Here is a 22951-nt window from a genome sequence, read left to right on the forward strand (position 1 = left end):
CGCTAGGTCCGTCCGTAGGTGCGTGGAGGGTCGAGAACCCCTCAAGAACACCTCAGGACGAGGTCGCGCGCACTAGGCTGCGCGGGTGCCCCACCGTCACAAGGTCCGCGAGATCGCGCAGCAGAGCGGGCTGAGCGAGGCCACGGTCGACCGCGTGCTGCACGGCCGCCCGGGCGTGCGCGCGGCCACCGTGGCCGAGGTGGAGCGCGCCGTCGAGGAGCTCGACCGGCAGGCGTCCCAGCTGCGGCTCGTCGGACGCACGTTCCTGCTCGACCTCGTCATGCAGGCGCCCGTCCGGTTCAGCACGGCGGTCCGCGCCGCGCTGGAGGCCGAGCTGCCGTCGCTGCGGCCCGCGGTCGTGCGCTCGCGGTTCCACCTGCGCGAGGAGGCCGGCGTCGCCGCCATGGTCGCGACCCTGCGCGACGTACGACGTCGGCGTTCCCACGGCGTCGTGCTGAAGGCGCCCGACCATCCCGACGTCGCGGCCGAGGTGGCGGCCCTGGCCGACGCGGGCGTCCCCGTGGTCACGCTGGTCACCGACGTGCCGCGCAGCCGCCGGCTGGCGTACGTCGGCATCGACAACGACGCCGCCGGGCGCACGGCCGCCTACCTGGTCGCGCAGGGCGCGCCGGCGTCGGGCGCGGTCCTCGTGACGCTGAGCCGCAGCGACTTCCGGGGCGAGGAGCAGCGGGTGTCGGCCTTCGTCGACGCGCTGCACGACCTCTCCCCCGCCCGTCGCGTCGTCGACCTGACGGACACCGACGGCCTCGACCCGACCACGGGCGCCGGTGTGCGGGCGGCGCTGGCCGACCACCCCGACGTCGATGCCGTCTACTCGGTGGGCGGCGGCAACCGTGCGACGCTCGAGGCGTTCGCCGACGCCGGGCGCGCGCCGCGGGTCTTCGTCGCGCACGACCTCGACGCCGACAACACCGAGCTGCTGCGGACGCGCCGCGTCCACTACGCCCTGCACCACGACCTGCGCGCCGACACCCGACGCGCCTGCCGCCTCCTCCTGCAGCACCACGGCGCCCTCCCCGGCGCGCCGACGTCGGTGCCGTCGCAGGTCCAGGTCGTGACGCCGTTCAACCTCCCCCGTGCCTTCACCACCCCCTGACCACGCCCAGCCCCATTGAGCGTGACCAGCCCCACTGAGCGTGACCAGCCCCACTGAGCGTGACGTTTGCGGGGCGAATCCGGTCGATCCGCCCCGCAAACGTCACGCTCAGCGGGGGTGGGGCGGGCGCGAGGGGTGAGGGTCAGACGGTGAAGGCCTCGCGGAAGGCGTCCATCGCGCGGCGGCTGCCGTCGACGGAGGGGTCGCTCGCCCACGCCTCCATCGCCACGACGCCGGTGTAGCCGGCGTCGGCGAGTGCCTGCGCCACGAACGACCAGCGCACCTCGCCGGTGCCGGGCTCGCAGCGTCCGGGGACGTCGGCCACCTGCACCTCCCCCGTGAACGGGACGGCCTCGCGCACGAGATCGACGAGGTTCCCCTCGCCGATCTGCGCGTGGTACAGGTCGAGGTTCATCCGCAGGTGCGGGCTGTCGACCGCGCGCACGAGGGCGAGCGTGTCGGCGGCCCTCGCGAACGGCGTGCCGGGGTGGTCGACCGCCGTGTTGAGGTTCTCCAGCACGTAGGTGACGTCGTGCCGCTCGGCCAGCTCGGCCACCCGCTCGAGCGTGCGCACCGCTGCCACCCAGTCCTCCCCGGTCGTGACCTCGACGGGCCGCACCGGGAGGCCGCCCTCCCCCAGGCCCGTGCCGTGGATGTTGAGCGACGGGCAGCCGATCGCCTGCGCGAACGGGATCGACTCCTCGGCCGTCCGCAGCAGGTCGTCGGCACCGCCGGGCGTCGTCAGGTCGCCCGTGACGTAGCCGGTCATCGACGTGAACGACGCGCCGGTCGCACGCAGCGCCTCGGCGTCCTTCTGCGTCCAGTCCCAGATCTCGACCGCGAAGCCGGCGTCGTGGATGTGCTGGACCCGCTCGAGGTGTGGCAGCTCGGTGAGGACCATCTCCGAGCAGATCGCGAGGGTGAAGCTCATGTCATGCCTCCTGGAGGACGCTGGTGGCGACGGCCGCGCGGCCGCCGGTGGTCATGGAGTCGATGCACGCCTGCGCGACGGCGAAGGCGGCGAACGCCTCGTCGGCACCGACCGCCGGCGGGCGTCCCTCGCGGACGGCCGCGCACAGCTCGGCGAGCTCGGCCGCGTAGGCGTCGCGCAGCAGCTCCGTGTCGCTGTGCGCCGTGCTCGCGGTGCGACCGCCCTGCCCGTGCACGCGCAACGACGACGACGCACCCTCGCCCATCGTGACCATGCCCTCGCTCCCGAGCACCTCCCCGCGGACGTCGTATCCGTACACGGCGGCGAAGCTCGCCTCCGCCGTGCCGAGGGCGCCGTTGGAGTACCGCACGACCACGGTGGCGTGGTCGAGCAGCGTCGCGTGGCCGGGGAACAGCAGCGAGTCGGCCGTGGCCACGACGTCGACCGCGTGCGCCCCGGGGTTCAGGAAGTTGAGCGTGTCGAAGTCGTGGATCAGCGTCTGCGTGAAGATCGTCCACGGCGGGACGACGTCCGGGTCGGACGGGCCGCGACCAGGATCGCGGGTCAGCGAGCGCAGCTGTCGCACCTCGCCGAGCGTCCCGCTCTCGACGAGGTCGCGCGCCTGCGCGAACTCGCGGGCGAAGCGGCGGTTGAAGCCGACCTGGAACACCACGCCGGCCGCGGTAGCGGCCCGGCGTGCCTCGTCGATCTCGACGAGCGACATGCCGGCCGGCTTCTCGCAGAAGACGTGCTTGCCCGCGTCGGCGGCAGCCACGACGAGGTCGCGGTGGGCGACCGACGAGGCAGCCACGACGACCGCGTCGACGTCGGCGGCACCGAGCACGGCGTCGACCTCGGTCTCGGCACGCGCACCGAGGGGCGTGGCGACCGCGGTGGCGGCTCCGGGGCGGGGGTCGACGACGGCGACCAGGTGCGCGTCGGGCACGCGGCGCGCGAGCGTCTCGGCGTGGGCCGCGCCGATGCGACCGGCGCCGACGAGCGCGACGCGGACGGGGGTGGAGGTCATGGTGGTCCTTCGGACAGGGATGCGGGGGTCGATGGTGCGGTACGTCGCGCCGCGACACTTCTCGCTGCGTCGCCTCTGCTGGGACACGTCCGGCACGACTAGAACGTTCTAGTAGAACGTTCTAGGGAAGGGTAGGGTGTGACCACGTCCAGCGTCAACGGGTAGCCCGCCCCGCACGCTCGACGTCCGGACGACAGGAGCAGCGATGGCGCGTACGACCCTCGCCGACGTGGCGCGCGAGGCGGGTGTCTCGGTGGCACTTGTCTCGATCGTCATGCGCGACGCCCCCGGTGCCAGCGACGTCACCCGCGCCCGCGTCCGCGACGTCGCGGACCGTCTCGGCTACGTGCCCGACCAACGTGCCCGCCTCCTGCGCAGCGCCGACACGCGGTTGCTCGGTGTCACGTTCGACCTGCACCAGCCGTTCCACGGCGATCTCGTCGAGCACCTGTACGCCGCCGCCGCCGAGCACGGCTACGACGTCGCGATCAGCGCCGTGGCGCCCTCGCGCGACGAACGGTCGGCCGTGCAGGCGCTGCGCCGCGAGCGCTGCGACGCGCTGGTCCTCCTCGGTCCCGACCTCTCCACCGACGACCTCGCGGCGCTCGGCACCGACCTGCCGACCCTCGTCGTCGCACGGCGCAGCGGCACCCCCGAGGTCGCGGCCGTGCGGGGGGACGACGAGCTGGGGGTGGGCCTGGCGGTCGACCACCTCGTGTCGCTCGGTCACGTCCGGCTGGCGCACGTCGACGGCGGCTCGGCGCCCGGCGCCGAGGAGCGTCGTCGCGGCTTCGTCGAGGCGGCTCGACGTCACGGCCTCGACCCGTGGGTGCTGGCGGGCGGCGCGACCGAGCGCGACGGCGTCCGGGCCACCGCCACCCTGCTCGAGGCGAGCACGCCACCCACGGGTGTGGTCGCCTTCAACGACCACTGCGCGTCGGGCGTCCTCGACGCACTGCTGCGCGCTCGTCGCGACGTGCCTCGTCAGGTCTCGGTCACGGGGTACGACGACTCGCGCCTGGCGGTCGCTCGGCAGGACCTCATGACCACCGTGTCGCAGAGCGCACGGGAGATGGCCGAGCGGGCCGTGGCGGGAGCACTCGGACTCCTCGCCGGCGAGCCCGCCCGGGACGTGGTGCTGACGCCGGAGCTCGTGGTGCGCAGCACCACCGGTCCGGCGCCAGCCTGAGGCTCAGGCGTAGAGCGACGGACGCTCCGGCACCACGACGTCGCGCTTCTGCCCCGAGCGCAGCGCGTCGACGCCGGCCGCGGCCACGACGTTGGCCACGTAGCCGTCCCACGCGCTCGCGCCGACGACCTCGCCACGCAGCGACGCGTCGGCCCAGGCGGCCAGCTCGATCCGGTAGGAGTCGGCGAAGTGCTCCACGAAGTCGCTGCCGATCGCCGAGCCGCCCTGGCCCGAGACGCGGCGCAGCACGGGGTGGCGGGGCTCGAGCGACGCGGACCCGCCCGTGCCGACGACCTCGACGCGCACGTCGTAGCCGTACGCCGCGTTCACGAAGACCTCGGCGGTGGCCATCTGGCCGCCGTCGGTCCACAGCGTCGCGACCTGCGGGTCGCGGAACCCGTCGACGACCGGCGACTCGACGCGGATCGCGACGATCTCGCCGTCGAGCAGCCAGCGGAAGGTGTCGAGCTCGTGGATCATCGAGCCGGTCACGAGCGTGGCGTCGTCGGTGCTGGTGCTGTTCGAGGCGTTGCGGTGGATGCCGTGCAGCAGGCGCACGTCGCCCAGCGAGCCGTCGGTGATCGCGGCCTTCAGGTCGACGAAGCCGGGGTCGAAGCGGCGGTTGAAGCCCACCTGGACGAACCGCCGGCCCGCGGCGGCCTCGGCGTCGACCACGCGACGCGCGTCGTCCGCAGTCACGGCCAACGGCTTCTCGCAGAGCACGTGCTTGCCGGCCTCGATGCCGGCGACCGCGAGGTCGGCGTGCGTGAAGTCGGGCGAGGCGACGACGAACGCGTCGACGTCGGCCACGAGCGCCTCGGCGCTGTCGGCGGCCTCGGCGCCGACGCCGTGGGCCACCTGCTTGGCGCGCTCGGTGTCCATGTCGAAGACGCGCACGACCTCGGCGCCGGGCACCGACGTGGCGAGCGTGCGCGCGTGCGCCGCTCCCATCGCGCCGGCGCCGACGACGCCCACGCGCCGCCTGGTGTTGCTCACAGTCGTACCCACTTCTTCTCGTCGCTGGAGGTGATCATGGCGTCGACGACCCGCGCCGCCGACAGGGCGTCGTGGACGGTCGCGCCGACGGGCTTGCCGGTCGCGATCGACTCCACGAGCCGGCGGGCCTCCACGACCTTGAGGTCGTCGAAGCCCATGGGATTGTTGGCGCCGGGCTGGAAGACGCCCAGCTCGCCGTCGCCGGGAGTGGCGTAGCGCGTCGTGGAGAACGCGTTGAGGTAGGCGCCGTCGGCGCCCCGCGTGCTCACCTGGAGCTCGTTCATGCGGCGGAAGTCCCACGACAGCGAGCCCTCGGTGCCGTGCACCTCCAGGCCGTACCGGTTCTGCTCGCCCACGGCCACGCGGCTCGACTCGAGCACGGCGCGCGAGCCGTCGGCGAGGCGCAGGAGCGCGCTGACGTAGTCCTCGTTCTCGACGTCGCCCAGCTCCCCCGCGCCCTTCTCGTAGTGCATCGCACCGGCGACGGCCTCGCGACGCTGCGCGATGAACGTGGCGCGGTCGACGACGAGCTCCTCGACGTCGGCCACCACGTGGCGCAGCAGGTCGGCGGCGTGGCTCACCAGGTCGCCGAGCACGCCCGTGCCCGACGTCGCCGTGCGGAAGCGCCACGAGAGCGCGGCGTCCGGGTCGGCCGAGTAGTCCGCCAGGAAGCGCACGGTGGAGTGCTCGACGCGACCGATGCGGCCCGACGCGACGAGCTCCTTCGCGAGCTCGACCGCGGGCACGTTGCGGTAGTTGAAGCCGGCGGCGGCCTGCACGCCGGCCGCCTCGACGGCGGCGACGATCTCGGCCGTCTCAAAGGCGTCGCGTCCTGCGGGCTTCTCGACCCACAGGTGCTTGCCCGCCTGGGCCGCGGCCACCGCGACGTCGCGGTGGATGAAGTTCGGACCGGTCACGCACACGACGTCGACGTCGTCGCGCGTGACGAGCGACTGCCAGTCGGTGTGCACGTGCTCGAAGCCGAGCGCGTCCACCGCCCGCCGGGTCCGCTCGTCGTCGACGGGCTCGGCCACGGCGACGAGCCGCGGCCGCAGCGGGGCGTCCGGGTAGTGGTGCAGCAGGCGCGTCATCGCCCGCGCGTGCACCTGGCCCATCCAGCCCAGCCCGACCACGCCGACGCGCAGCTCCGGGCGCCGCGTGGTCTCCTGCGTCACGCCCCCACCTCGTCCTTCAGCTGCTGCGCCACGGCCGAGTCGGTGCCCATAGTGCGCTCCAGCTCGTGCGCCAGCGACTCCAGCTCGGCGCCGCCGGCCATCATCGACGTCAGGTCGTCGAGCGTCATCTCGCTCTTCGGGAAGTCGCCCATGCTCTTGCCGCGACGCAGCAGCATGAAGCGGTCGCCGACCGGGTAGGCGTGGTGCGGGTTGTGCGTGATGAACACGACGCCGAGGCCACGCTCGCGGGCCTTCGCGATGTACTTGAGCACGACGCCCGACTGCTTGACGCCGAGCGCGGCGGTCGGCTCGTCGAGGATCAGCACCCGTGCGCCGAAGTAGACGGCGCGCGCGATCGCGACGCACTGGCGCTCACCACCGGACAGCGTGCCGATGGGCTGGTCGACGTCGCGCAGGTCGATCCCCATGGCGGCCAGCTCGGCCTTCGTCGTGCGCTTCATGAAGTCGACGTCCATGTGCTTGAACGGGCCGAACCCCTTGCTCGGCTCCGAGCCGAGGAAGAAGTTGCGCCAGACCGGCATGAGCGGGACGACCGCGAGGTCCTGGTAGACCGTCGCGATGCCCGCGTCGAGCGCCTCGCGGGGGTTGGAGAACGTCGTCGCCTTGCCATCGACCCGCAGCTCTCCGTCGGTGTGCTCGTGCGCACCGGCGAGGATCTTGATGAAGGTCGACTTGCCGGCGCCGTTGTCGCCGAGGACGCAGGTGACCTCGCCGGCCTTCACCGAGGTGGTGACGTCGGACAGCGCGATGATGCTGCCGTACCGCTTGCCGATGTCGACGACCTCGATGAGGGGGGTGCCGGGCGCGGCGCCCTCCTGGCCGGTCGTGGTGTGCTTCGGGGTGTCGTTCGTCATCGTGACGTCTCCGCTCGGGTCCGGACCCAGTTGTTGAGGAGCACGGCGGCCAGCAGCATGGCGCCGAGGAAGGTGCGCAGCCAGTTGGTGTCCCACTGCGCGAAGGTGATGCCCTGGAAGGTCATGCCGTAGATCAGCGCGCCCAGGGCCGCACCGATCGCCGAGCCGTAGCCGCCAGTGAGGAGGCAGCCGCCGACCACGGCGCAGATGATGTAGATGAACTCCTGGCCGACGCCGGTGTTCGCCTGCACCGTGGAGGTGCGGAACAGCGAGATCATGCCGACGAGCCAGCCGGCCGCGGCCGTCGTCATGAAGAGCCCGATCTTGGTCTTGAGCACCGGCACACCGACCTGGCGCGCGGACTGCTGGGCGCCGCCGACCGCGAAGATCCAGTTGCCGGCCTTGGTGCGCAGCAGGACCCAGGTGGCGATCGCGGTGACCGCGAGCCACCACAGCACCGAGACGTAGAACGTGCCGCCCGCGATCGTGAACGACGCGCCGAAGACCGGCTGGATGCTGTCGTAGAAGGGCACGTCGGTCATGCCCTGGATGGTCACCTGGCCGATGATCAGCTTCGTCACCGCGAGGTCGATGCCCTGCAGGATGAAGAACGTGCCGAGCGTGATGATGAAGCTCGGCAGGCCGGTGCGCATGACCATGTAGCCGTTGAAGGCGCCCACGGCGAGCGCGAGGAGGAGCGCGATGAGCACCGCGGCCCAGATGTTGAGTCCGTAGTTCGTGGTCAGGATGCCGACCACGAGGGCGGTGAAGCCGGTCATGACGCCGGCGGAGAGGTCGAACTCGCCGCCGATCATGAGCAGGGCCACCGCGACGGCCATGATGCCGAAGGTCGAGGCGGACTCCAGCCACACGCCGGCACCGGCCGTGGTGAGGAAGCGGTCGCTGTTGAGCGAGAAGAAGATCATGACGGCGATGGCCGCGACGGCGGCGCCCATCTCCGGGCGGGTCAGGAGACGCGACACCGTCGACGTGGTCGCCAGTCTCTCGTCTGGTGCTGCCGTGGCTGTCGTCATGACAGCTCCTTTCGTGGGGCCCGGCGGGGGCCGAGCGGGATCGTACGGGTGGGGCGGTGCGCGGGGTGCTGGTCGGCGGGCGGGGCCGCCGGGGTGGGACGGGGACGATCCCCCGGATCGTCCCCGTCCCCCGGGGTCAGCGCGTGCCCTGCGAGGCGAACTTCGCCACGTCGGCCGCGTTGTCCTTCGTGACGAACGCGGGGCCGGAGTTGATCGGCTGGCCACCGCCCACGTCGTTGCCGTTGATCGACTTCAGGTACAGCGTCGTGACGCCGAGGAAGCCCTGGACGTAGGGCTGCTGGTCGACGGCGAACAGGATGCTGCCGGCCTCGATGTCCTTCACGACGTCCTCGGAGAGGTCGAAGGTGGCGACCTTGGCGTCCGAGCCGGACTCGTCCACGGCGCCGACGGCGTCGATCGCGTACTGGCCGCCGAGCGTCAGCACGGCGTCGATGCTGTCGTCGGACTGCAGCTTGGACTTGATGGTCGCCTTGACCTCGGCGTCGTTCGTGCCGTCGACCTGGATGTTGGTCATCTTCCCACCGAAGGTCGACGCGGCAGCCTTGCAGCGCTCCTCCAGACCGACGTTGCCGGCCTCCTGGATGACGCAGATGCCGTTCTTCAGACCGGCCTCCTTGAGCTTCTCGCCGACGGCCTCGCCGGCGATCGTCTCGGACTGGCCGATGTGCGTGATCGCGCCGAACTCCTTGAAGCGGTCGACACCGGAGTTGATCGTCACGACGGGGATGCCCGCGGCGACGGCCTTCTTGATGCTCGACTCGAGGCCGTCGGGGTTGGCCATCGAGACGACGATGCCGTTGACCTTCTGCGCGACGGCGTTGTCGATCAGCTGCGACTGCTTGGCCGGGTCGGGGTCGGCGTTGTAGTCGACCTTGACGCCGTAGTCGTCACCGGCGCGCTCGGCACCGGACTTGACGCGGTCCCAGAACGCGTCGCCGGGTCCGGAGTGCGTGATGACCGCGTAGGTGAGGTCCTTCGTGTCGCTGGACGCTCCGGTGTCCTCCTTGCCGGTGCCCGAGCAGGCGGCGAGCAGCGATCCGGCGAGGATCACCGCGCCGATGACCTTGAGCTTCTTCATGGTGGGGGTTTCCTTCTCTTTCTGGGCCCGGCGTCAGTGAGCCGTCGGGAAATGGAGGGCGGCGAGGGACTCCTCGCTCACGTGCGGCCACCGGGCGGTGACCACCTTCGCGCGGGTGTAGAAGCGGATGCCCTCGGGACCGTGGACGTGGTGGTCACCGAAGAGCGAGTCCTTCCAGCCTCCGAAGGAGTGGAAGGCCATGGGCACGGGGACGGGGACGTTGATCCCGATCATGCCCACCTGCACCCGACGCTGGAACGTCCGGGCCACCTCTCCCGAGGAGGTGAACACCGCCGTCCCGTTGCCGTAGGGGTTGCTGTTGATGAGGTCGAGCGCCTCGTCGAGGCTGTCGACCCGCAGGACCGCGAGGACGGGTCCGAAGATCTCGTCGGTGTAGACGCTCATGTCGGTCGTGACGTGGTCGATGAGCGTCGGGCCGACGAAGAAGCCCTCCTCGTGGTCCTCGACGACGAGGTCGCGGCCGTCGACGACGACCTTCGCTCCGGCGGACTCGCCCTGCCCGATGTAGTCGACGATGCGGTCGCGCGACGCCTTGGTCACGACGGGACCCATGCCGGCGTCGGGGTCGGTGCCGACGCCCACCTTGATCTCGTGGGTGCGCTCGCGGATCTTGTCGACGAGGGTGTCGGCGGCCGGTCCGACGGCGACGACGGCCGAGATGGCCATGCAGCGCTGGCCTGCCGAGCCGTAGCCGGCGGCGACGATGTGGTCGGCGGCGAAGTCGAGGTCGGCGTCGGGCATGACCACCGCGTGGTTCTTGGCGCCGCCGAGGGCCTGGACGCGCTTGCCGGAGGCGGAGGCACGCTCGTGCACGTACTTCGCGATCGGCGTGGAGCCGACGAAGGAGACCCCGTCGACGTCGGCGTGGTCGAGGAGCGCGTCGACGGCCACCTTGTCGCCGTGCACGACGTTGAAGACGCCGTCGGGCAGACCGGCCTCTTGGTAGAGCCGCGCGACCATGGCCGACGCGCCGGGCACCCGCTCGGACGGCTTGAGCACGAACGTGTTGCCGGTGGCGATCGCGACCGGGTGCATCCACAGCGGCACCATGATCGGGAAGTTGAACGGCGTGATGCCCGCGACCACGCCGAGCGGCTGGCGGAAGGAGTAGGAGTCGACCGAGCCGGAGACCTGGTCGTTGTACTCGCCCTTGAGCAGCTGCGGGATGCCGCACGCGAACTCGACGACCTCGCGACCGCGGACGACCTCGCCGCGTGCGTCGTCGAGGGTCTTGCCGTGCTCGGCGCTGATGACCTGCGCGAGCTCCTCCTCGCGCTCCACGAGCAGCTGGCGGAAGGCGAACATGACACGTGAGCGGGCCGTCACGGACGTCTCGCTCCACGTCGTGAACGCGGTGCGCGCTGCCTGGACGGCGGCGTCGACGTCCTCGACGGAGGCCAGGCGGACGCCCTTCTGCGGCGTGCCGAGGGCCGGGTCGTACACGTCGCCGACGCGCTCGGAGGTGCCGGCGACGCTCTGTCCGCCGATCCAGTGGTCGTAGGTGGTCTCGTACGTCATCGGGAGGTGTCCTCGCTCTGCTGTGCGGTGGAAGGGGTGTCGGTGGGCGCCAAGTGGTGGCGCTGGTCGGCCTTGTGCTGCTCGTAGGTGGTGCGGGCCTCGCGGGTGGAGTCGAGCGCGGAGACCTCGGCGACCGGCACGTCCCACCAGGCCGGGCTGGAGGGCGCAGGCACGAGCGGGTCGGTCTCGACGTGGATCACGGTCGTCCGCGGGGACTCCTTGGCCTTCACCACCGCCGAGCGGAGGTCGTCGAGGCTGCTCGCGACGACCACGTCGGCGCCGAGGCTCGCCGCGTTCGCCGCGAGGTCGACCGGCAGGACGTCGCCGTCGAGGCCGGTGTCGGTGCGGTAGCGGTAGCGGGTGCCGAAGCGCTGCGAGCCGAGGCTCTGCGACAGGGCGCCGATCGAGGCGTAGCCGTGGTTCTGCACCAGCACGACGATGATCTTCACGCCCTCGGCCACCGCGGTGACCAGCTCGGTGTTCATCATCAGGTACGAGCCGTCGCCGACCATGACGAACACGTCGCGGTCGTCGTCGGTGCCCTCGCGGGCCTGGTCGAGCGCGGCCATCTTGACGCCGAGACCGCCGGCGATCTCGTAGCCCATGCAGGAGAACCCGTACTCGACGTGGTAGCCCTTGCGGTCGCGCGTGCGCCACAGCTTGTGCAGGTCGCCGGGCATCGAGCCGGCCGCGCAGAGCACGACGTCGCGCGGGTCGGACGTCTCGTTGACGACACCGAGGACGGCGGACTGGACGAGTCGCGTGTCGCCCGAGATGGCCTGGTGCGACGCCTCGACGACCTCGTCCCACTCCTGCGCCAGGGCCGTGTTGCGCTCGGCGTAGGCGTCGTCGACGCGCCAGCCGTCGAGGGCCTCGGTGAGCGCCTCGAGCGCCTCGCGGGCGTCGGCCACGAGCGTGGCGGCCGACAGCTTGAGCGCGTCGATGCGGGCGACGTTGACGTTGACGAAGCGGACGCCCTCGGCGGCGAACACGGTGCGCGAGGCGGTCGTGAAGTCGCTGTACCGGGTGCCGACGCCGATGACGAGGTCGGCCTCCGCGGCCACGGCGTCGGCGGCGGTGGTGCCGGTGGCCCCGATCGCACCGAGCGCCTGCGGGTGGTCGTACGGCAGCGAGCCCTTGCCGGCCTGCGTCTCGCCCACCGGGATGCCGGTCGCCGCCGCGAACGCGGCGAGGGTGGCGTCGGCGCCGGCGTAGATCACGCCGCCGCCGGCGACGACGAGCGGACGCCGGCTGGCCTTGATGGCCGCGACGGCGCGCTCGAGCTCGGCGGGCTGCGGGACCGGCCGACCGACGTGCCAGACGCGGGTCTCGAACAGCTCGACCGGCCAGTCGTAGGCCTCGGCCTGCACGTCCTGCGGCAGGCAGAGGGTGACGGCACCGGTGTCGGCGGGGTCGGTGAGCACCCGCATGGCCTGCAGCAGCGCCGAGGGCAGCTGCTCCGGTCGGGCCACGCGGTCCCAGTAGCGCGAGACGGCGCGGAAGGAGTCGTTGACCGTGGTGTCCATGCTCGACGGGTCCTCGAGCTCCTGGAGCACGGGGTTGGCCGGACGCGTGGCGAACACGTCGCCGGGCAGCAGGAGCACCGGCAGACGGTTGATGGTGGCGAGCGCGGCGCCCGTGACCATGTTCGTGGAGCCCGGGCCCACCGAGGCGGTGACCGCCATCGCCCGCAGGCGGTCGTACTGGCGGGCGTAGGCGACGGCGGCGTGCACCATGGCCTGCTCGTTGCGGCCGTGGAAGAACTCCAGGCGCGACGGGTCGTCGGACTGCGAGCGCTCGAGCAGCGCCTGCCCGACCCCGGCGACGTTGCCGTGGCCGAAGATGCCCCAGCAGCCGGCGAAGAAGGCGTGCGTGTGGCCGTCGCGCTCGACGTGCTGCGCCTCGAGGAAGCGGACCGTCGCCTGGGCGACGGTCAGTCGCACGGTGCGGGCGGCGGGGGTGCTGCTCATCGGTGTCCTCCGAACGGAAGTCGGGGGTCGACCGGCTGGTCGGCCCAGGTGTCGCGGACCCAGGTGTGGGCGGGGTCGTCGCAGATCAGCCACGCCCGCTCGTCGCCCGGTCCGGCCATGACGTTGAGGTAGTAGAGGTCGTAGCCGGGGGCGGCCATCGACGGCCCGTGCCAGCCGTGCGGGATGAGCACGACGTCGCCGTCCCGCACCTCCGCGAGCACGTCGATCTCGGCCTTCTCGTGCCCGTAGACGCGCTGGTACCCGACGCCCGGGCGCTCCGTCTGCGGCCCGTCGCCCCCCACCCCCGCCGGGGCAGGTCCGGACGCCACCTCGTAGTAGTAGATCTCCTCCAGCCGGGTCTCGCCCTCGCGCTCCTCGTCGTGCTTGTGGGGCGGGTAGGACGACCAGTTGCCACCGGGCGTGAGCACCTCGCAGGCGATGATGCGGTCGGCCTCGAGCACGCCGGGGACGCCGAAGTTGTTCACCTGGCGGCTCGCCTGACCGGCCCCGCGCATCTCGACCGGCACGTCGGCCGCAGGCAGGTACGCAGGCTCCAGACGCGCCGTGGCAGCGGCGGTCGGGATCGCGAACCGGCCACCGGCGGCCGACGTGACGGTGACGGCCGAGCCCAGCGGTGCGTACACCACGTCGCTCGGCCCGGACCAGACGTCGGGGCGTCCGGCCAGGTCGAAGGAGGTCTGCGCGCCGTCGACGTCGACCACGACGGTGGCCGAGCCCGACAGGGCGAGCACGAGCAGCTCGTGGCCGTCCTCGGTGACGGTCTGCGAGGCACCGGGTGCCAGCTCGAGCACCTTGAGGCCGGTGTGGTCCCAGCCCGCGCTCTTGGGGGTGACGTCGAGGACGAAGGGTGCGACCGCACCCTCGCCCTTGCGCACGACGTGGGACATCAGAGCATCGCCACCGTGGCGTCGACCGCGGCCTCGACGTCGCCGTCGGGCGGGAAGAGCAGGCTACGACCCACGACCATGCCGCGGACGGCCGGGTGCGCGAGGGCCTTCGACCACGCCGCGAACTGCGCCTCCTGGTCGCTCGAGACCTCGCCGCCGAGCAGCAGCACCGGCAGGCCGGTGGCCGAGAGGACGGCGTCCATGTCGTCGACGACGGGCAGCTTCAGCCACGTGTAGGCCGACGTCGGCGCGAGACCGGCAGCCACCGTCGCGGAGCGCACGACCGCGGCGGTCGACAGGTCGTTGACGACCCGTCCGTCGCGGCGGTGGGAGATGAAGGGCTCCACCATCGCCATGACCTGCGCCTCGGCGAGGTCGCGCACGGCCTCGGCGCACGCCTGCATCGTGGCGACGGTGCCGGCGTCGTCGGGCTCGATGCGGAACAGCATCTTGCCGCCCTGCATGCCGTCGCGCTTGATCGTCGCGGCGTCGTGGCCGGTGAAGCGGTCGTCGATCTCGAAGGCCGTGCCCGCGAGACCACCGCGGTTCATCGAGCCGATGACGACCTTGCCCTCGAGGGCGCCGAGGAGCAGCAGGTCGTCGAGCACGTCGGCCGTGCCGAGGACACCGTCGACGCCGGGCCGGGCGAGCGCACGGACCATGCGGTCCAGCAGACGCGCGCGGTCGCCCATGGCGAAGGCGTCGTCGCCGGCGCGCAGCGCACCGCGGGCGGGGTGGTCGGCGGCCACGAGCATGAGGCGTCCCGTGCTGCCGACGAGCGACGTCGGACGGCGGCGCTCGGCCCAGGCCCGGGCGATGGAGGCAGGGTCGCTGACGCGCTGCTCGATGGTGCGGCTGATCGCGGCCTGGTCGACCGTGGCGCGACCCTTCCGGTCCTGCTCGGCGATGCTCATGCGACGACCTTCCCGTTGCTCAGGACCTGTTCGACCACGTCGGGCGTGGGCATGGCGTCCGCGCACGAGAGCTGGCCCGCCACGTAGGCGCCGGCCGCGTTCGCGAAGCGGAGCGTCCGCTCCAGGTTCCACCCCGAGAGCAGTCCGTGGACGAGCGACCCGCCGAACGCGTCGCCCGCACCGAGACCGTTGACGACGTCGACCGGCACCGGCGGCACCACGACGGACTCGTCGCCCCGCACGCCCAGCACACCGGCCGGGCCCTGCTTGACGATCGCGGTCTCCACGCCGGCGGCGCGCAGGGCCTTGGCGGCGGCCTGCGGCTCGGTCTCGCCGATCGCGACCTCGCACTCCTCGCGGTTGCCGACGGCGACCGAGACGTAGGGCAGCACCTCGGCGATCGCGGCGGTGGCGTCGGCGGGGTCGGACCAGAACATGGGCCGGTAGTCGAGGTCGATGACCGTCAGCCGGTCCTTGCCCCGCGCCTCGAGCGCGGCGAGGTGGGCCTCGCGGCTCGGCTCCTCGCTGAGGCCGGTGACCGTGAACCAGAGGATGTCGGCCTCCTGGACGCTGCGGTACAGGTCGGTGGAGGGGGCGAGCTCCTCGGCGCGCAGCTGCAGGTCCGGCGCGGAGGGCCGGCGGTAGAAGTAGAGCGGGAAGTCGTCCGGCGGGAAGATCTCGCAGAACGTGACCGGCGTGGGCAGGTCGGGGTCGGTGCCGACGAACGCGGTGTCGACGCCGAAGCCCTCGAGCGCGCGGCGCACGAAGCGGCCGAACGGGTCGTCGCCGGTCTTGGTGACGACGGCGCTGCGGTGGCCGAGCCGCGAGGCCGCGACCGCGACGTTGGTGGGCGAGCCGCCGAGGAACTTCGCGAACGTCGCGACGTCCTCCAGGCCCACGCCCACCTGCTCGGGGTAGACGTCGACGCCGCAGCGGCCGAGCGTGATGACCTCGTACGTCATGCGACGGTCTCCGCGGCGAGCGCGCCCTCGACGTACGCGAGGCAGGCCGCGACGTCGACCTTCGGGCCCTCGCCCTCCGGCTCGCCCGTGAGCTTGAGGTCCTGCTCGAGGACGTACCAACCCGTGTAGCCGTGGCCCTCGAGCGCGGAGATCATCGCGGCCACGTCGACGCTGCCGCGCCCGAGCACCGTCCACAGACCCTGCGAGACGGCGTCGGAGAAGGCGAGGTCGCCGGACTGGACGCGTGCGGCGAGGTCGGCGTCGACGTCCTTGAGGTGCACGTGGACGACACGCTCCAGGTTGGCGAGGGTGATCGCGACCGGGTCCGCGCCGGCGGCGACCAGGTGGCCGGTGTCGACGCAGAGGCCGACGTGGGAGCCGTCGAGGACCCGCTGGGTCTCCTCGGCGTTCTCGACGAGCGTGCCGACGTGCGGGTGGACTGCCGCGACGACGCCGCGCTCGGTGGCGCGGTCGGCGATGCGGTCGAGGTGGCCGAGCAGCGTCTTCCACTCGACGTCGCTGAGCTCGGGACGCTCGTCGTAGCCGTCCTGGCCGGTGGCGACCGCGATGACGACGACACCGGCGCCGGCGGCGAGGCAGTCGTCGATGAACGCGTCGACCTCGGGCATCGGGTCGTGGTCGGTGTGCAGCACGAGCGGCAGGAAGCCGCCGACCGCGGAGAGGCCGTAGGACTCGAGCAGCTCCGCCTTCGCCTGCGGCGCGTCGGGCAGGAAGCCCTCCGGGCCGAACTCGGTGGCGGCGATGCCCAGCTCGCGCATCTCGGGGAGGACGCGGTCGGCGGGCAGCTGGTAACCCCAGCCCGGCACCTCGCATACGCCCCAGGAGATGGGGGCACCGGCGATGCGGGAACGGGAGGCGATCTGCGACATGGGGGTCCTCGGGTGGGAAGAGCGGCGGTTTCGAATGTCAGGACATGACGTCCGAGGAAGACTCTGGACCGTGTCCTGGGTCACTGTCAAGCATTTGTCAGGACATCTTGACGTTGAACGCTCGACTGCTAGGTTGCGTGCATGTCGAGCCCTCGGATCACCCTGGACCGCTCGAGCCCCGTGCCCCTGTACTTCCAGGTCGCCGAGCAGCTCGAGCGTGCCATCGTGTCGGGCGAGATCGGCGCCGGGGAGCGGCTCGAGAACGAGATCACGATGGCCCAGGACCTCGGCCTGTCGCGACCGACCATGCGTCAGGCCATCCAGGTCCTCGTCGACAAGGGCATGCTCGTGCGGCGCCGCGGCGTCGGCACCCAGGTCGTGCACGGGCAGGTGCGGCGCCAGGTCGAGCTGACGAGCCTGTTCGACGACCTCGCCGCCGCCGGGCAGCACCCCCGCACGACCGTCCTCGAGCAGCTGCTCGTCCCTGCCGACGAGCAGGTCGCCGAGCAGCTGCAGGTCGAGCTCGGCGAGCCCGTCTGGTCGCTGCGGCGGCTGCGCTTCATCGCCGGCGGCGAGCCGCTCGCCGTCATGCACAACTACCTGCCCTCCTCCATCGTCGACCTCGGCGACGTCGACCTCGAGGCGCAGGGCCTGTACTCCTACCTGCGCGACGCCGGCTTCGTCATCCGCGTCGCCCGCCAGAGCATCGGCGCCCGCGGCGTCCGCCCCGTCGAGGCGCGCCTGCTCCGCGAGGAGGTCGACGCGCCCCTGCTCACCATGCAGCGCACCGCCTACGACAACCTCGGCCGGGCCGTCGAGTTCGGCCGCCACGCCTACCGCCCGGGCCTCTACAGCTTCGACGTCACCCTCGTCGACCGCTGACGCCGCGCAGCTGGGCAGGGCCGGGCAGGCCTGTGGTTGCTGTGCGCTGCCTGCGGGGGTCTGGCCTGCTGGTGCGCTGCCTGCGGGGGTCTCGTCGTGCTGGTGCGCTGCCTCGGCCCACGCTGGTGTCGGCCGCCGCAAGAGCCTCGACCGGGCGACTGGCGCGATGCTCGGGGGGTCCCCCGGGCCGCGGCCGGGTCCGGCGTGGGGGCGGTAGGTGACGCGCGCCTCCTGCGCGTGCAGAGGTAGGTGACGCGCGGAATGAGAGGCTCTTTCCGCGCGTCACCTACCTCCGCGCCCAGGGATACGCGCGTCACCTACCTCCGCGCCCAGGAGGCGCGCGTCACCTACCGCCCACCCAGCCCTCAGCGCCCCTCCGCCTCCGCCTTCAGGGCGGCGAGGGTCCGACGCATGCCGTCGAGGAGCTCGACGTCGTGGTTCTCGGCGCCGCCCATGAGCCACCTGCCGACGAGACGGGTGGAGAGGCCGGCGGACGGGAGGGCGCTGCGACGTTCGACGACGTGCGTGCCGCCGTCCTCGGGGGTCAGCTCGTAGGACCACTCGACGTCGACCGGCCAGATCCGGAAGGCGAGGGCGGCGGATCCGTCGTGGGTGGGCGGCTTCCAGCGCGTGATGCGGGTGGTCGTCGGCCAGAGCACCGCGCCCTTGCGGTTGAGGTTGACACCGCGAGACCCGACGCGGGGAGCGTCGGCGATGACCATGCGCACGGTCTCGGGGCTGCGCTCGCTCATCGAGCGCAGGTCCGACAGCAGGCTCCACACGACTCCGACGGACGCGTCGATCGACGTCTCCGCCTCGAGGGCGGGCAGGCCCCCGGCGGGGAACTCAGGCGGCACGGACCCCGGCCTCGGCCTCGGCCTTGATCCGCTGCAGGGTCTGGTGGATGCCCTGCTCGAGCTCGTCCTCGAACGTCTCGGTCCCGCCGAGCACGTGCTTCGTCAGCAGGTTCGACAGGCTCGAGACACCGTTCGGTGCGGTGCGCGACTCGGTGAGCCGGGTCCGGTCGCCGCCGAGCGCCTCGAGGCGGTAGGTCCACACGGTGCCGTTCTCGGCGATCTTGAGCGCCAGCTCGTGCTCGGGCTCGAACACCTTGACGTAGGAGCGGGTGGGCCAGACCTTCCAGCCCTGCCGGTTGATGTTGATCGTGCGCGCGCCCTGCCGGACCACGCCGCCGCGGATGATCATGCGGCGGCACTGGGGGCTCCACTCCCCCATCCGCTTGAGGTCGGACACGATGCTCCAGACGACGGACGGCGGGGCGTCGATCTCGACGGAGCTCTCGATCAGGCTGCGGTTCGGCACGGTGGTGACTCCCAAGGTGTCGGGGACGGGGCGGGGTGGGACGGGTTCAGTCCTGGCCGGACGCGCTCAGCGCCCGGACGGGACGGTGCGCCGCACGCACCCACTCGACGAGCCAGTCGGCGACCGTCGGGTGGTTGAGCAGGGCGAAGTGGTGGGCGCTCGGCACGTACTCGAAGCGGGCGCCCTCGACCACCGGGCCGGTGCGACCGACACCGGTGGCGGAGGAGAAGTGCACGAGCAGGTCGCCGAGGACGGTGCTGAGCGGGTGGCGCTGCGACGCCCCGAGCGTGCCGGCGACGAAGTGGTACTCGGCGTGCGGGAGCGGGGCGGCGGCGATCCGGTCGAGGCCCCACGCGCGGGTGAGGTCCTGGCCCTCCCACTCGTCGGCGGAGATGTAGCCGTGCCGCAGGTCGACGATGCCGGCGGACCGGGTGTCGAGGATGGTGCTGAAGGGCCGCGACTCGGGGAGGAAGCGCAGCACGGAGGAGCCGAGGTGGGCGACCTTCTCCAGGTTCGCGCCGGCGTGCGGCGTCCCCAGGCACACGACGTCGCGCACGAGGTGCTGCCACGTCTTCCCGCCGGCGGTCGCGTGGTTGGTGGCCGCGCGCACCACGAGACCGCCCATCGAGTGCCCGACGAGGGTGATGCGGGAGACGGGGGTGGGCCACACGTCGACGAGCTGGGTGAGGAGCGCGTCGAGGTGCTTGCCGTTCTCGGAGATGTGCAGCCCGGTGTTGTAGCGGATCATCACGGGCGTCGCGTCGGTCTCGCTCGAGATCCGCGTCGCGTACGAGGTGCCCGACACCTTGGAGCCGAGCGTCCACGACTCGTCGTCCTCGCAGAGGCCGTGCAGGAACACGACCAGGTGGCTGCCGGCGTCGCGGAAGGCCTCGGCCACCTGCCAGCCGGTGGGCGGGAGGTCCTCGCCGTCGACGCGCACCGACATGACGATCGCCTGCGGGTCGTCCAGCATGCGCAGCTCGTCGCCGATCAGGCCGTTGACGGCGGCCACGACGCTGCGGCCGAGGCGCGTGGACTCCACCGGCGCACCGATCCCTCGTGCCGAGAGGGCACGGACCGAGCCGCTCCCGACCCGCAGCACGCCGGAGACCGCGCCGTAGACGGAGGTGACGACGGCGTCGTGCAGCGACTCGGGCACCCGGCCGCCGACCACACGGGTGGCGCGGAAGGCCCGCGCCGCCACGGCCTCGTGCACCTCGCGCACCGTGCCGACGACCAGCCGGTCGAGGTGGTCCAGCGCGAGCGCGGCCACGTCGGTGGTGCGTGCGGGTGAGCCGGGCATGGCTACATACTGCCGGTATCTGAGCGCGATGTGAACCGCACGTGGCGAGGTTCTCAGCGTTCGCACAGCCACACGGCGCCAGCCGGACGCACGACGGCCCGACACCCGTGCGGGTGTCGGGCCGTCGGTGACGGGTCGGGTCAGGCCTGGGTGGCCTCAGCCTCGTCGGACTCCTCGTCGTCGGCGAGGGAGCCGTCGGCGCGCAGCTTGCCGAGCTCGAGCACCGTGCCGGACGCGTCCTTGACGACGGCCTGCTGCATCAGCTCGGCGAGCGCCTTGCCGCGCAGCACCTCGCTCACCATCTCGGGCACGTGGTTGTGCTCCATGATGTGCTGGATGTAGGAGTTCGGGTCCTGGCCCGACTCCTGCGCCCGGCGGAAGATGTGCTGGCTCAGCTCGTCGTCCTGGATGCCGATCTCGGAGTCGGCGACCACCTGGTCGAGCACGAACTGGGCGACGATCGAGTCGCGCACCCGGCGCTCGAGCTCGGCCTCGAACTCCTCCTCGGTCTGGCCCTCGTCCTCGAGGTAGGTCTCGAACGAGATGCCGGCGTAGGAGAGCTGCTGCTGGATCTGCTCACGGCGACCCTGCAGCTCCTCGGCGACGACGGCGTCGGGCAGCGGCGCCTCGACCTTGCCGACGATCTCGTCGAGGACGAGGTCGCGGGCCTCGGCGGCCTGCTCCATGCGCTTGCCGCGGACGAGCCGCTCGCGCACGTCGGCCTTGAGCTCCTCGACGGTGTCGAACTCCGAGGCGGTCTGGACGAACTCCTCGTCGAGCTCGGCGACCTGGCGCTCCTTGACCTCGTTCAGGGTCACGGTGACGTCGACGGGCGTGCCCTTGAGCTCGCCGCCGACCAGCTCGGTCGCGAACGTGGTCGTCGCGCCCTTCTCGAGGCCGATGAGCGCCTCGTCGAGACCGTCGAGCAGGGTGCCGGAGCCGATCGTGTAGGGCAGGCCCTTGGCGTCGGCGCCCTCGATGTCGGAGCCGTCCTTGGCGCGCGCGACGAGGTCGATGGTGACGGCGTCGCCGTCGGCGGCGGCGCGGTCGACGTCGGTGGTGACGGCGAAGCGGTCACGCAGGGCGTCGATCTGCTCGTCGACGTCGGCGTCGGTGACCTCGGCGTCGGCGACCTGCACCTCGATGCTCGCCAGGTCGGGCAGCTCGAGGGTGGGGCGCACGTCGAGCTCGGCGGTGATCTCGATGTCCTCGCCGTCGACGAACTTGGTGAGGTCGATCTCGGGCTGGCTCAGCGGCTGGATCTCCGCCTGCTGCAGGGCCTCGTTGTACCAGCCGGGCAGGGCGCCGTTGATGGCCTCGTCCAGCACGGCGCTGCGGCCGATGCGCTGGTCGACGATGGCGGCCGGCACCTTCCCCTTGCGGAAGCCGGGGATGGTGATCTGCGAACCGATCGTCTTGTACGCCTTGTCGAGGCTCGGCTTGAACTCCTCGAACGGCACCTCGATGGTGAGCTTGACCCGCGTGGGGCTCAGGGTCTCGGTGGTGCTCTTCACGTCGTGCTGCTCCTGCGGTGGTGGTGGTCGGGGTGCGTGCCGCAACCGCTCGGGACGTGGCGCGGACGCGGGAGGTCGCGCGGGCTCAGCAGCCCGCGGCAGGACCTCCGTGCAGTCTCTCACGCTGCCCCTGGTGCAGGCGAACCAGCACGGTCAGGTGGGCAGGACGCGGTTCGTCCCGGCCGGGACGCGGCGGGTCGCCAGGAGCCGCGAGGAGGCGTCGGGGTCGGTGCGGTCGCTGACCGCGTGCCACTCCATGCGCGCCTCGTCGGGCGTCAGCTCGAGCACGCTGTAGCCGTGGTCGTCGAGGTTGACGAAGCGCACGTGCGGGTTCATGCGCACGATCGCCTCCTCCATCGCCAGCGAGACGGTGCGGGGCTTGGTGCCCATGAAGTCATCGACGTTGTTGCTGGTGACGGAGCTGCACACGAGCTCGGTCGCGACGGGGGCACCGTCGAGCTCGACCTCGTTGGCCCAGGCGGTGTGCACGTCGCCGCTGAGGAAGACCACGTCGTCGACGCCCGCCTCCTTGATCCGCTCAAGCACCCGTCGGCGCTCCACGGGATAGCCGTCCCACGTGTCGGTGTTCGGTTCCGCGGGCCCCCAGGTCATCGGGTCGGTGGTGCGACGCAGGGCGAGCTCCTGGCCGCGCGGACGCGGCGGCATCAGCATCGGCGCGACCATCACGGGGTTCCCGACGAGCCGCCACCGGGCACCGGGCGTGGCGAGTCCCTCCACCAGCCACGCCTCCTGGTCGGCTCCGGTGAGGGAGCGGGCGCCGTCGTCCAGGCGCGGGTCGTCGGCCTCGACGCGCTCGTCGCGGTAGCCGCGCAGGTCGAGCATCGAGAGGTCCGCCAGCCGGCCGAACCGGAACCGCCGGTAGATGCGGGTGCCGTCGCCCACGCGGGCGGTGCCGCCGAGGCGGACCGGCATCCACTCGTCGTACGCCCGCATCGCGGCGCGCTTGCGGCGGTCCCAGGGGCCCTCGGTGAAGCGCTGGTGCTCGAAGGCCCCGCCGGGGTACCAGCCGTCGGCGATCTCGTGGTCGTCCCACGTGGCGACCATCGGCAGCGCGGCATGCAGACGCTGCAGGTCGGGGTCGGTCTTGTACTGCCCGTGGCGCGTCCGGTAGTCGGCCAGCGTCACGATCTCGTGGTCCGGGTCGTGCGCGCGGACGTTGGAGGAACCGGACTCGTAGAGGTAGTCGCCGAGGTGGACGACGGCGTGCAGGTCGCCGCGCTGCGCCAGGCCCCGGTACGCCGCGAACAACCCGGCCGGCCAGTTGCTGCACGAGGTGAAGCCG

Annotated in this window: 21 protein-coding genes; 3 read left to right on the forward strand and 18 right to left on the reverse strand. The window is 72.2% G+C overall.

Annotated features, from left to right (window positions below):
• Positions 1-85: 85 nt before the first annotated feature.
• A complete protein-coding gene (locus A6Q81_RS12410; RefSeq protein WP_067859040.1) occupies positions 86-1117 on the forward strand; it encodes a LacI family DNA-binding transcriptional regulator in 1032 nt (343 codons plus the stop codon).
• Between the two features lie 142 nt (positions 1118-1259).
• Here the strand turns inward: A6Q81_RS12410 and A6Q81_RS12415 are convergent, their stop codons facing one another.
• Positions 1260-2048 (reverse strand): TIM barrel protein, encoded by a 789-nt coding sequence (locus A6Q81_RS12415; protein ID WP_067859042.1) that lies wholly within the window; start codon positions 2046-2048, stop codon positions 1260-1262.
• A 1-nt stretch (position 2049) separates the two neighbouring features.
• On the reverse strand, positions 2050-3075 hold the full coding sequence (locus A6Q81_RS12420; RefSeq protein WP_083516426.1) for a Gfo/Idh/MocA family oxidoreductase: 1026 nt from the start codon (positions 3073-3075) through the stop codon (positions 2050-2052).
• Between the two features lie 205 nt (positions 3076-3280).
• Between A6Q81_RS12420 and A6Q81_RS12425 the strand changes: the two genes are divergently transcribed.
• Positions 3281-4264, forward strand: a complete 984-nt coding sequence (locus tag A6Q81_RS12425) for a LacI family DNA-binding transcriptional regulator (RefSeq protein ID WP_286690645.1) — start codon at positions 3281-3283, stop codon at positions 4262-4264.
• A gap of 3 nt (positions 4265-4267) precedes the next feature.
• Here the strand turns inward: A6Q81_RS12425 and A6Q81_RS12430 are convergent, their stop codons facing one another.
• The 11 genes from A6Q81_RS12430 to A6Q81_RS12480 all read right to left on the reverse strand — a co-directional run bounded on the left by A6Q81_RS12430 (position 4268) and on the right by A6Q81_RS12480 (position 16626).
• Positions 4268-5260, reverse strand: coding sequence for a Gfo/Idh/MocA family oxidoreductase (locus A6Q81_RS12430; RefSeq protein ID WP_286690646.1), 993 nt, complete (start codon positions 5258-5260; stop codon positions 4268-4270).
• Entirely contained in the window at positions 5257-6435 is a 1179-nt protein-coding gene (locus tag A6Q81_RS12435) for a Gfo/Idh/MocA family protein (protein ID WP_286690647.1), read from the reverse strand. The genes A6Q81_RS12430 and A6Q81_RS12435 overlap by 4 nt, the downstream gene beginning before the upstream one ends.
• Positions 6432-7310, reverse strand: coding sequence for an ATP-binding cassette domain-containing protein (locus A6Q81_RS12440; RefSeq protein WP_286690648.1), 879 nt, complete (start codon positions 7308-7310; stop codon positions 6432-6434). Before A6Q81_RS12440 ends, A6Q81_RS12435 begins: the two co-directional genes overlap by 4 nt.
• On the reverse strand, positions 7307-8344 hold the full coding sequence (locus A6Q81_RS12445; RefSeq protein WP_253022740.1) for an ABC transporter permease: 1038 nt from the start codon (positions 8342-8344) through the stop codon (positions 7307-7309). The genes A6Q81_RS12440 and A6Q81_RS12445 overlap by 4 nt, the downstream gene beginning before the upstream one ends.
• Positions 8345-8480: 136 nt before the next feature.
• Complete coding sequence (locus tag A6Q81_RS12450) at positions 8481-9443, reverse strand: sugar ABC transporter substrate-binding protein (protein WP_067859053.1); 963 nt, start codon at positions 9441-9443, stop codon at positions 8481-8483.
• A gap of 33 nt (positions 9444-9476) precedes the next feature.
• A complete protein-coding gene (locus A6Q81_RS12455; RefSeq protein ID WP_067859057.1) occupies positions 9477-10982 on the reverse strand; it encodes a CoA-acylating methylmalonate-semialdehyde dehydrogenase in 1506 nt (501 codons plus the stop codon).
• Entirely contained in the window at positions 10979-12952 is a 1974-nt protein-coding gene (gene iolD, locus A6Q81_RS12460) for a 3D-(3,5/4)-trihydroxycyclohexane-1,2-dione acylhydrolase (decyclizing) (RefSeq protein WP_286690649.1), read from the reverse strand. Before iolD ends, A6Q81_RS12455 begins: the two co-directional genes overlap by 4 nt.
• On the reverse strand, positions 12949-13863 hold the full coding sequence (iolB, locus tag A6Q81_RS12465; RefSeq protein WP_502692818.1) for a 5-deoxy-glucuronate isomerase: 915 nt from the start codon (positions 13861-13863) through the stop codon (positions 12949-12951). Before iolB ends, iolD begins: the two co-directional genes overlap by 4 nt.
• On the reverse strand, positions 13860-14774 hold the full coding sequence (locus tag A6Q81_RS12470) for a Cgl0159 family (beta/alpha)8-fold protein (RefSeq protein WP_236749734.1): 915 nt from the start codon (positions 14772-14774) through the stop codon (positions 13860-13862). Before A6Q81_RS12470 ends, iolB begins: the two co-directional genes overlap by 4 nt.
• On the reverse strand, positions 14771-15736 hold the full coding sequence (gene iolC, locus A6Q81_RS12475; RefSeq protein WP_067859066.1) for a 5-dehydro-2-deoxygluconokinase: 966 nt from the start codon (positions 15734-15736) through the stop codon (positions 14771-14773). Before iolC ends, A6Q81_RS12470 begins: the two co-directional genes overlap by 4 nt.
• Positions 15733-16626: a TIM barrel protein gene (locus tag A6Q81_RS12480; protein ID WP_067859069.1), complete on the reverse strand. Its 894-nt coding sequence runs from the start codon at positions 16624-16626 to the stop codon at positions 15733-15735. The genes iolC and A6Q81_RS12480 overlap by 4 nt, the downstream gene beginning before the upstream one ends.
• A gap of 141 nt (positions 16627-16767) precedes the next feature.
• Here A6Q81_RS12480 and A6Q81_RS12485 point away from each other — a divergent pair, with 141 nt between their 5' ends.
• Positions 16768-17508, forward strand: coding sequence for a GntR family transcriptional regulator (locus A6Q81_RS12485; RefSeq protein WP_286690651.1), 741 nt, complete (start codon positions 16768-16770; stop codon positions 17506-17508).
• Between the two features lie 365 nt (positions 17509-17873).
• Here the strand turns inward: A6Q81_RS12485 and A6Q81_RS12490 are convergent, their stop codons facing one another.
• The 5 genes from A6Q81_RS12490 to A6Q81_RS12510 all read right to left on the reverse strand — a co-directional run.
• On the reverse strand, positions 17874-18365 hold the full coding sequence (locus A6Q81_RS12490; RefSeq protein WP_286690652.1) for an SRPBCC family protein: 492 nt from the start codon (positions 18363-18365) through the stop codon (positions 17874-17876).
• On the reverse strand, positions 18355-18831 hold the full coding sequence (locus A6Q81_RS12495; RefSeq protein ID WP_286690653.1) for an SRPBCC family protein: 477 nt from the start codon (positions 18829-18831) through the stop codon (positions 18355-18357). The genes A6Q81_RS12490 and A6Q81_RS12495 overlap by 11 nt, the downstream gene beginning before the upstream one ends.
• A gap of 46 nt (positions 18832-18877) precedes the next feature.
• Positions 18878-20134, reverse strand: a complete 1257-nt coding sequence (locus A6Q81_RS12500) for a lipase family alpha/beta hydrolase (protein ID WP_067859078.1) — start codon at positions 20132-20134, stop codon at positions 18878-18880.
• Between the two features lie 140 nt (positions 20135-20274).
• Entirely contained in the window at positions 20275-21648 is a 1374-nt protein-coding gene (gene tig, locus A6Q81_RS12505; RefSeq protein WP_286690654.1) for a trigger factor, read from the reverse strand.
• 153 nt (positions 21649-21801) lie between these two features.
• On the reverse strand, positions 21802-22951 hold a 1150-nt coding region (locus A6Q81_RS12510; RefSeq protein WP_286690655.1), incomplete at its 5' end, for an alkaline phosphatase D family protein.

The sequence above is a fragment of the Aeromicrobium sp. REDSEA-S38_B2 genome (assembly GCF_001628525.1).
Taxonomy (GTDB): domain Bacteria; phylum Actinomycetota; class Actinomycetes; order Propionibacteriales; family Nocardioidaceae; genus Aeromicrobium; species Aeromicrobium erythreum.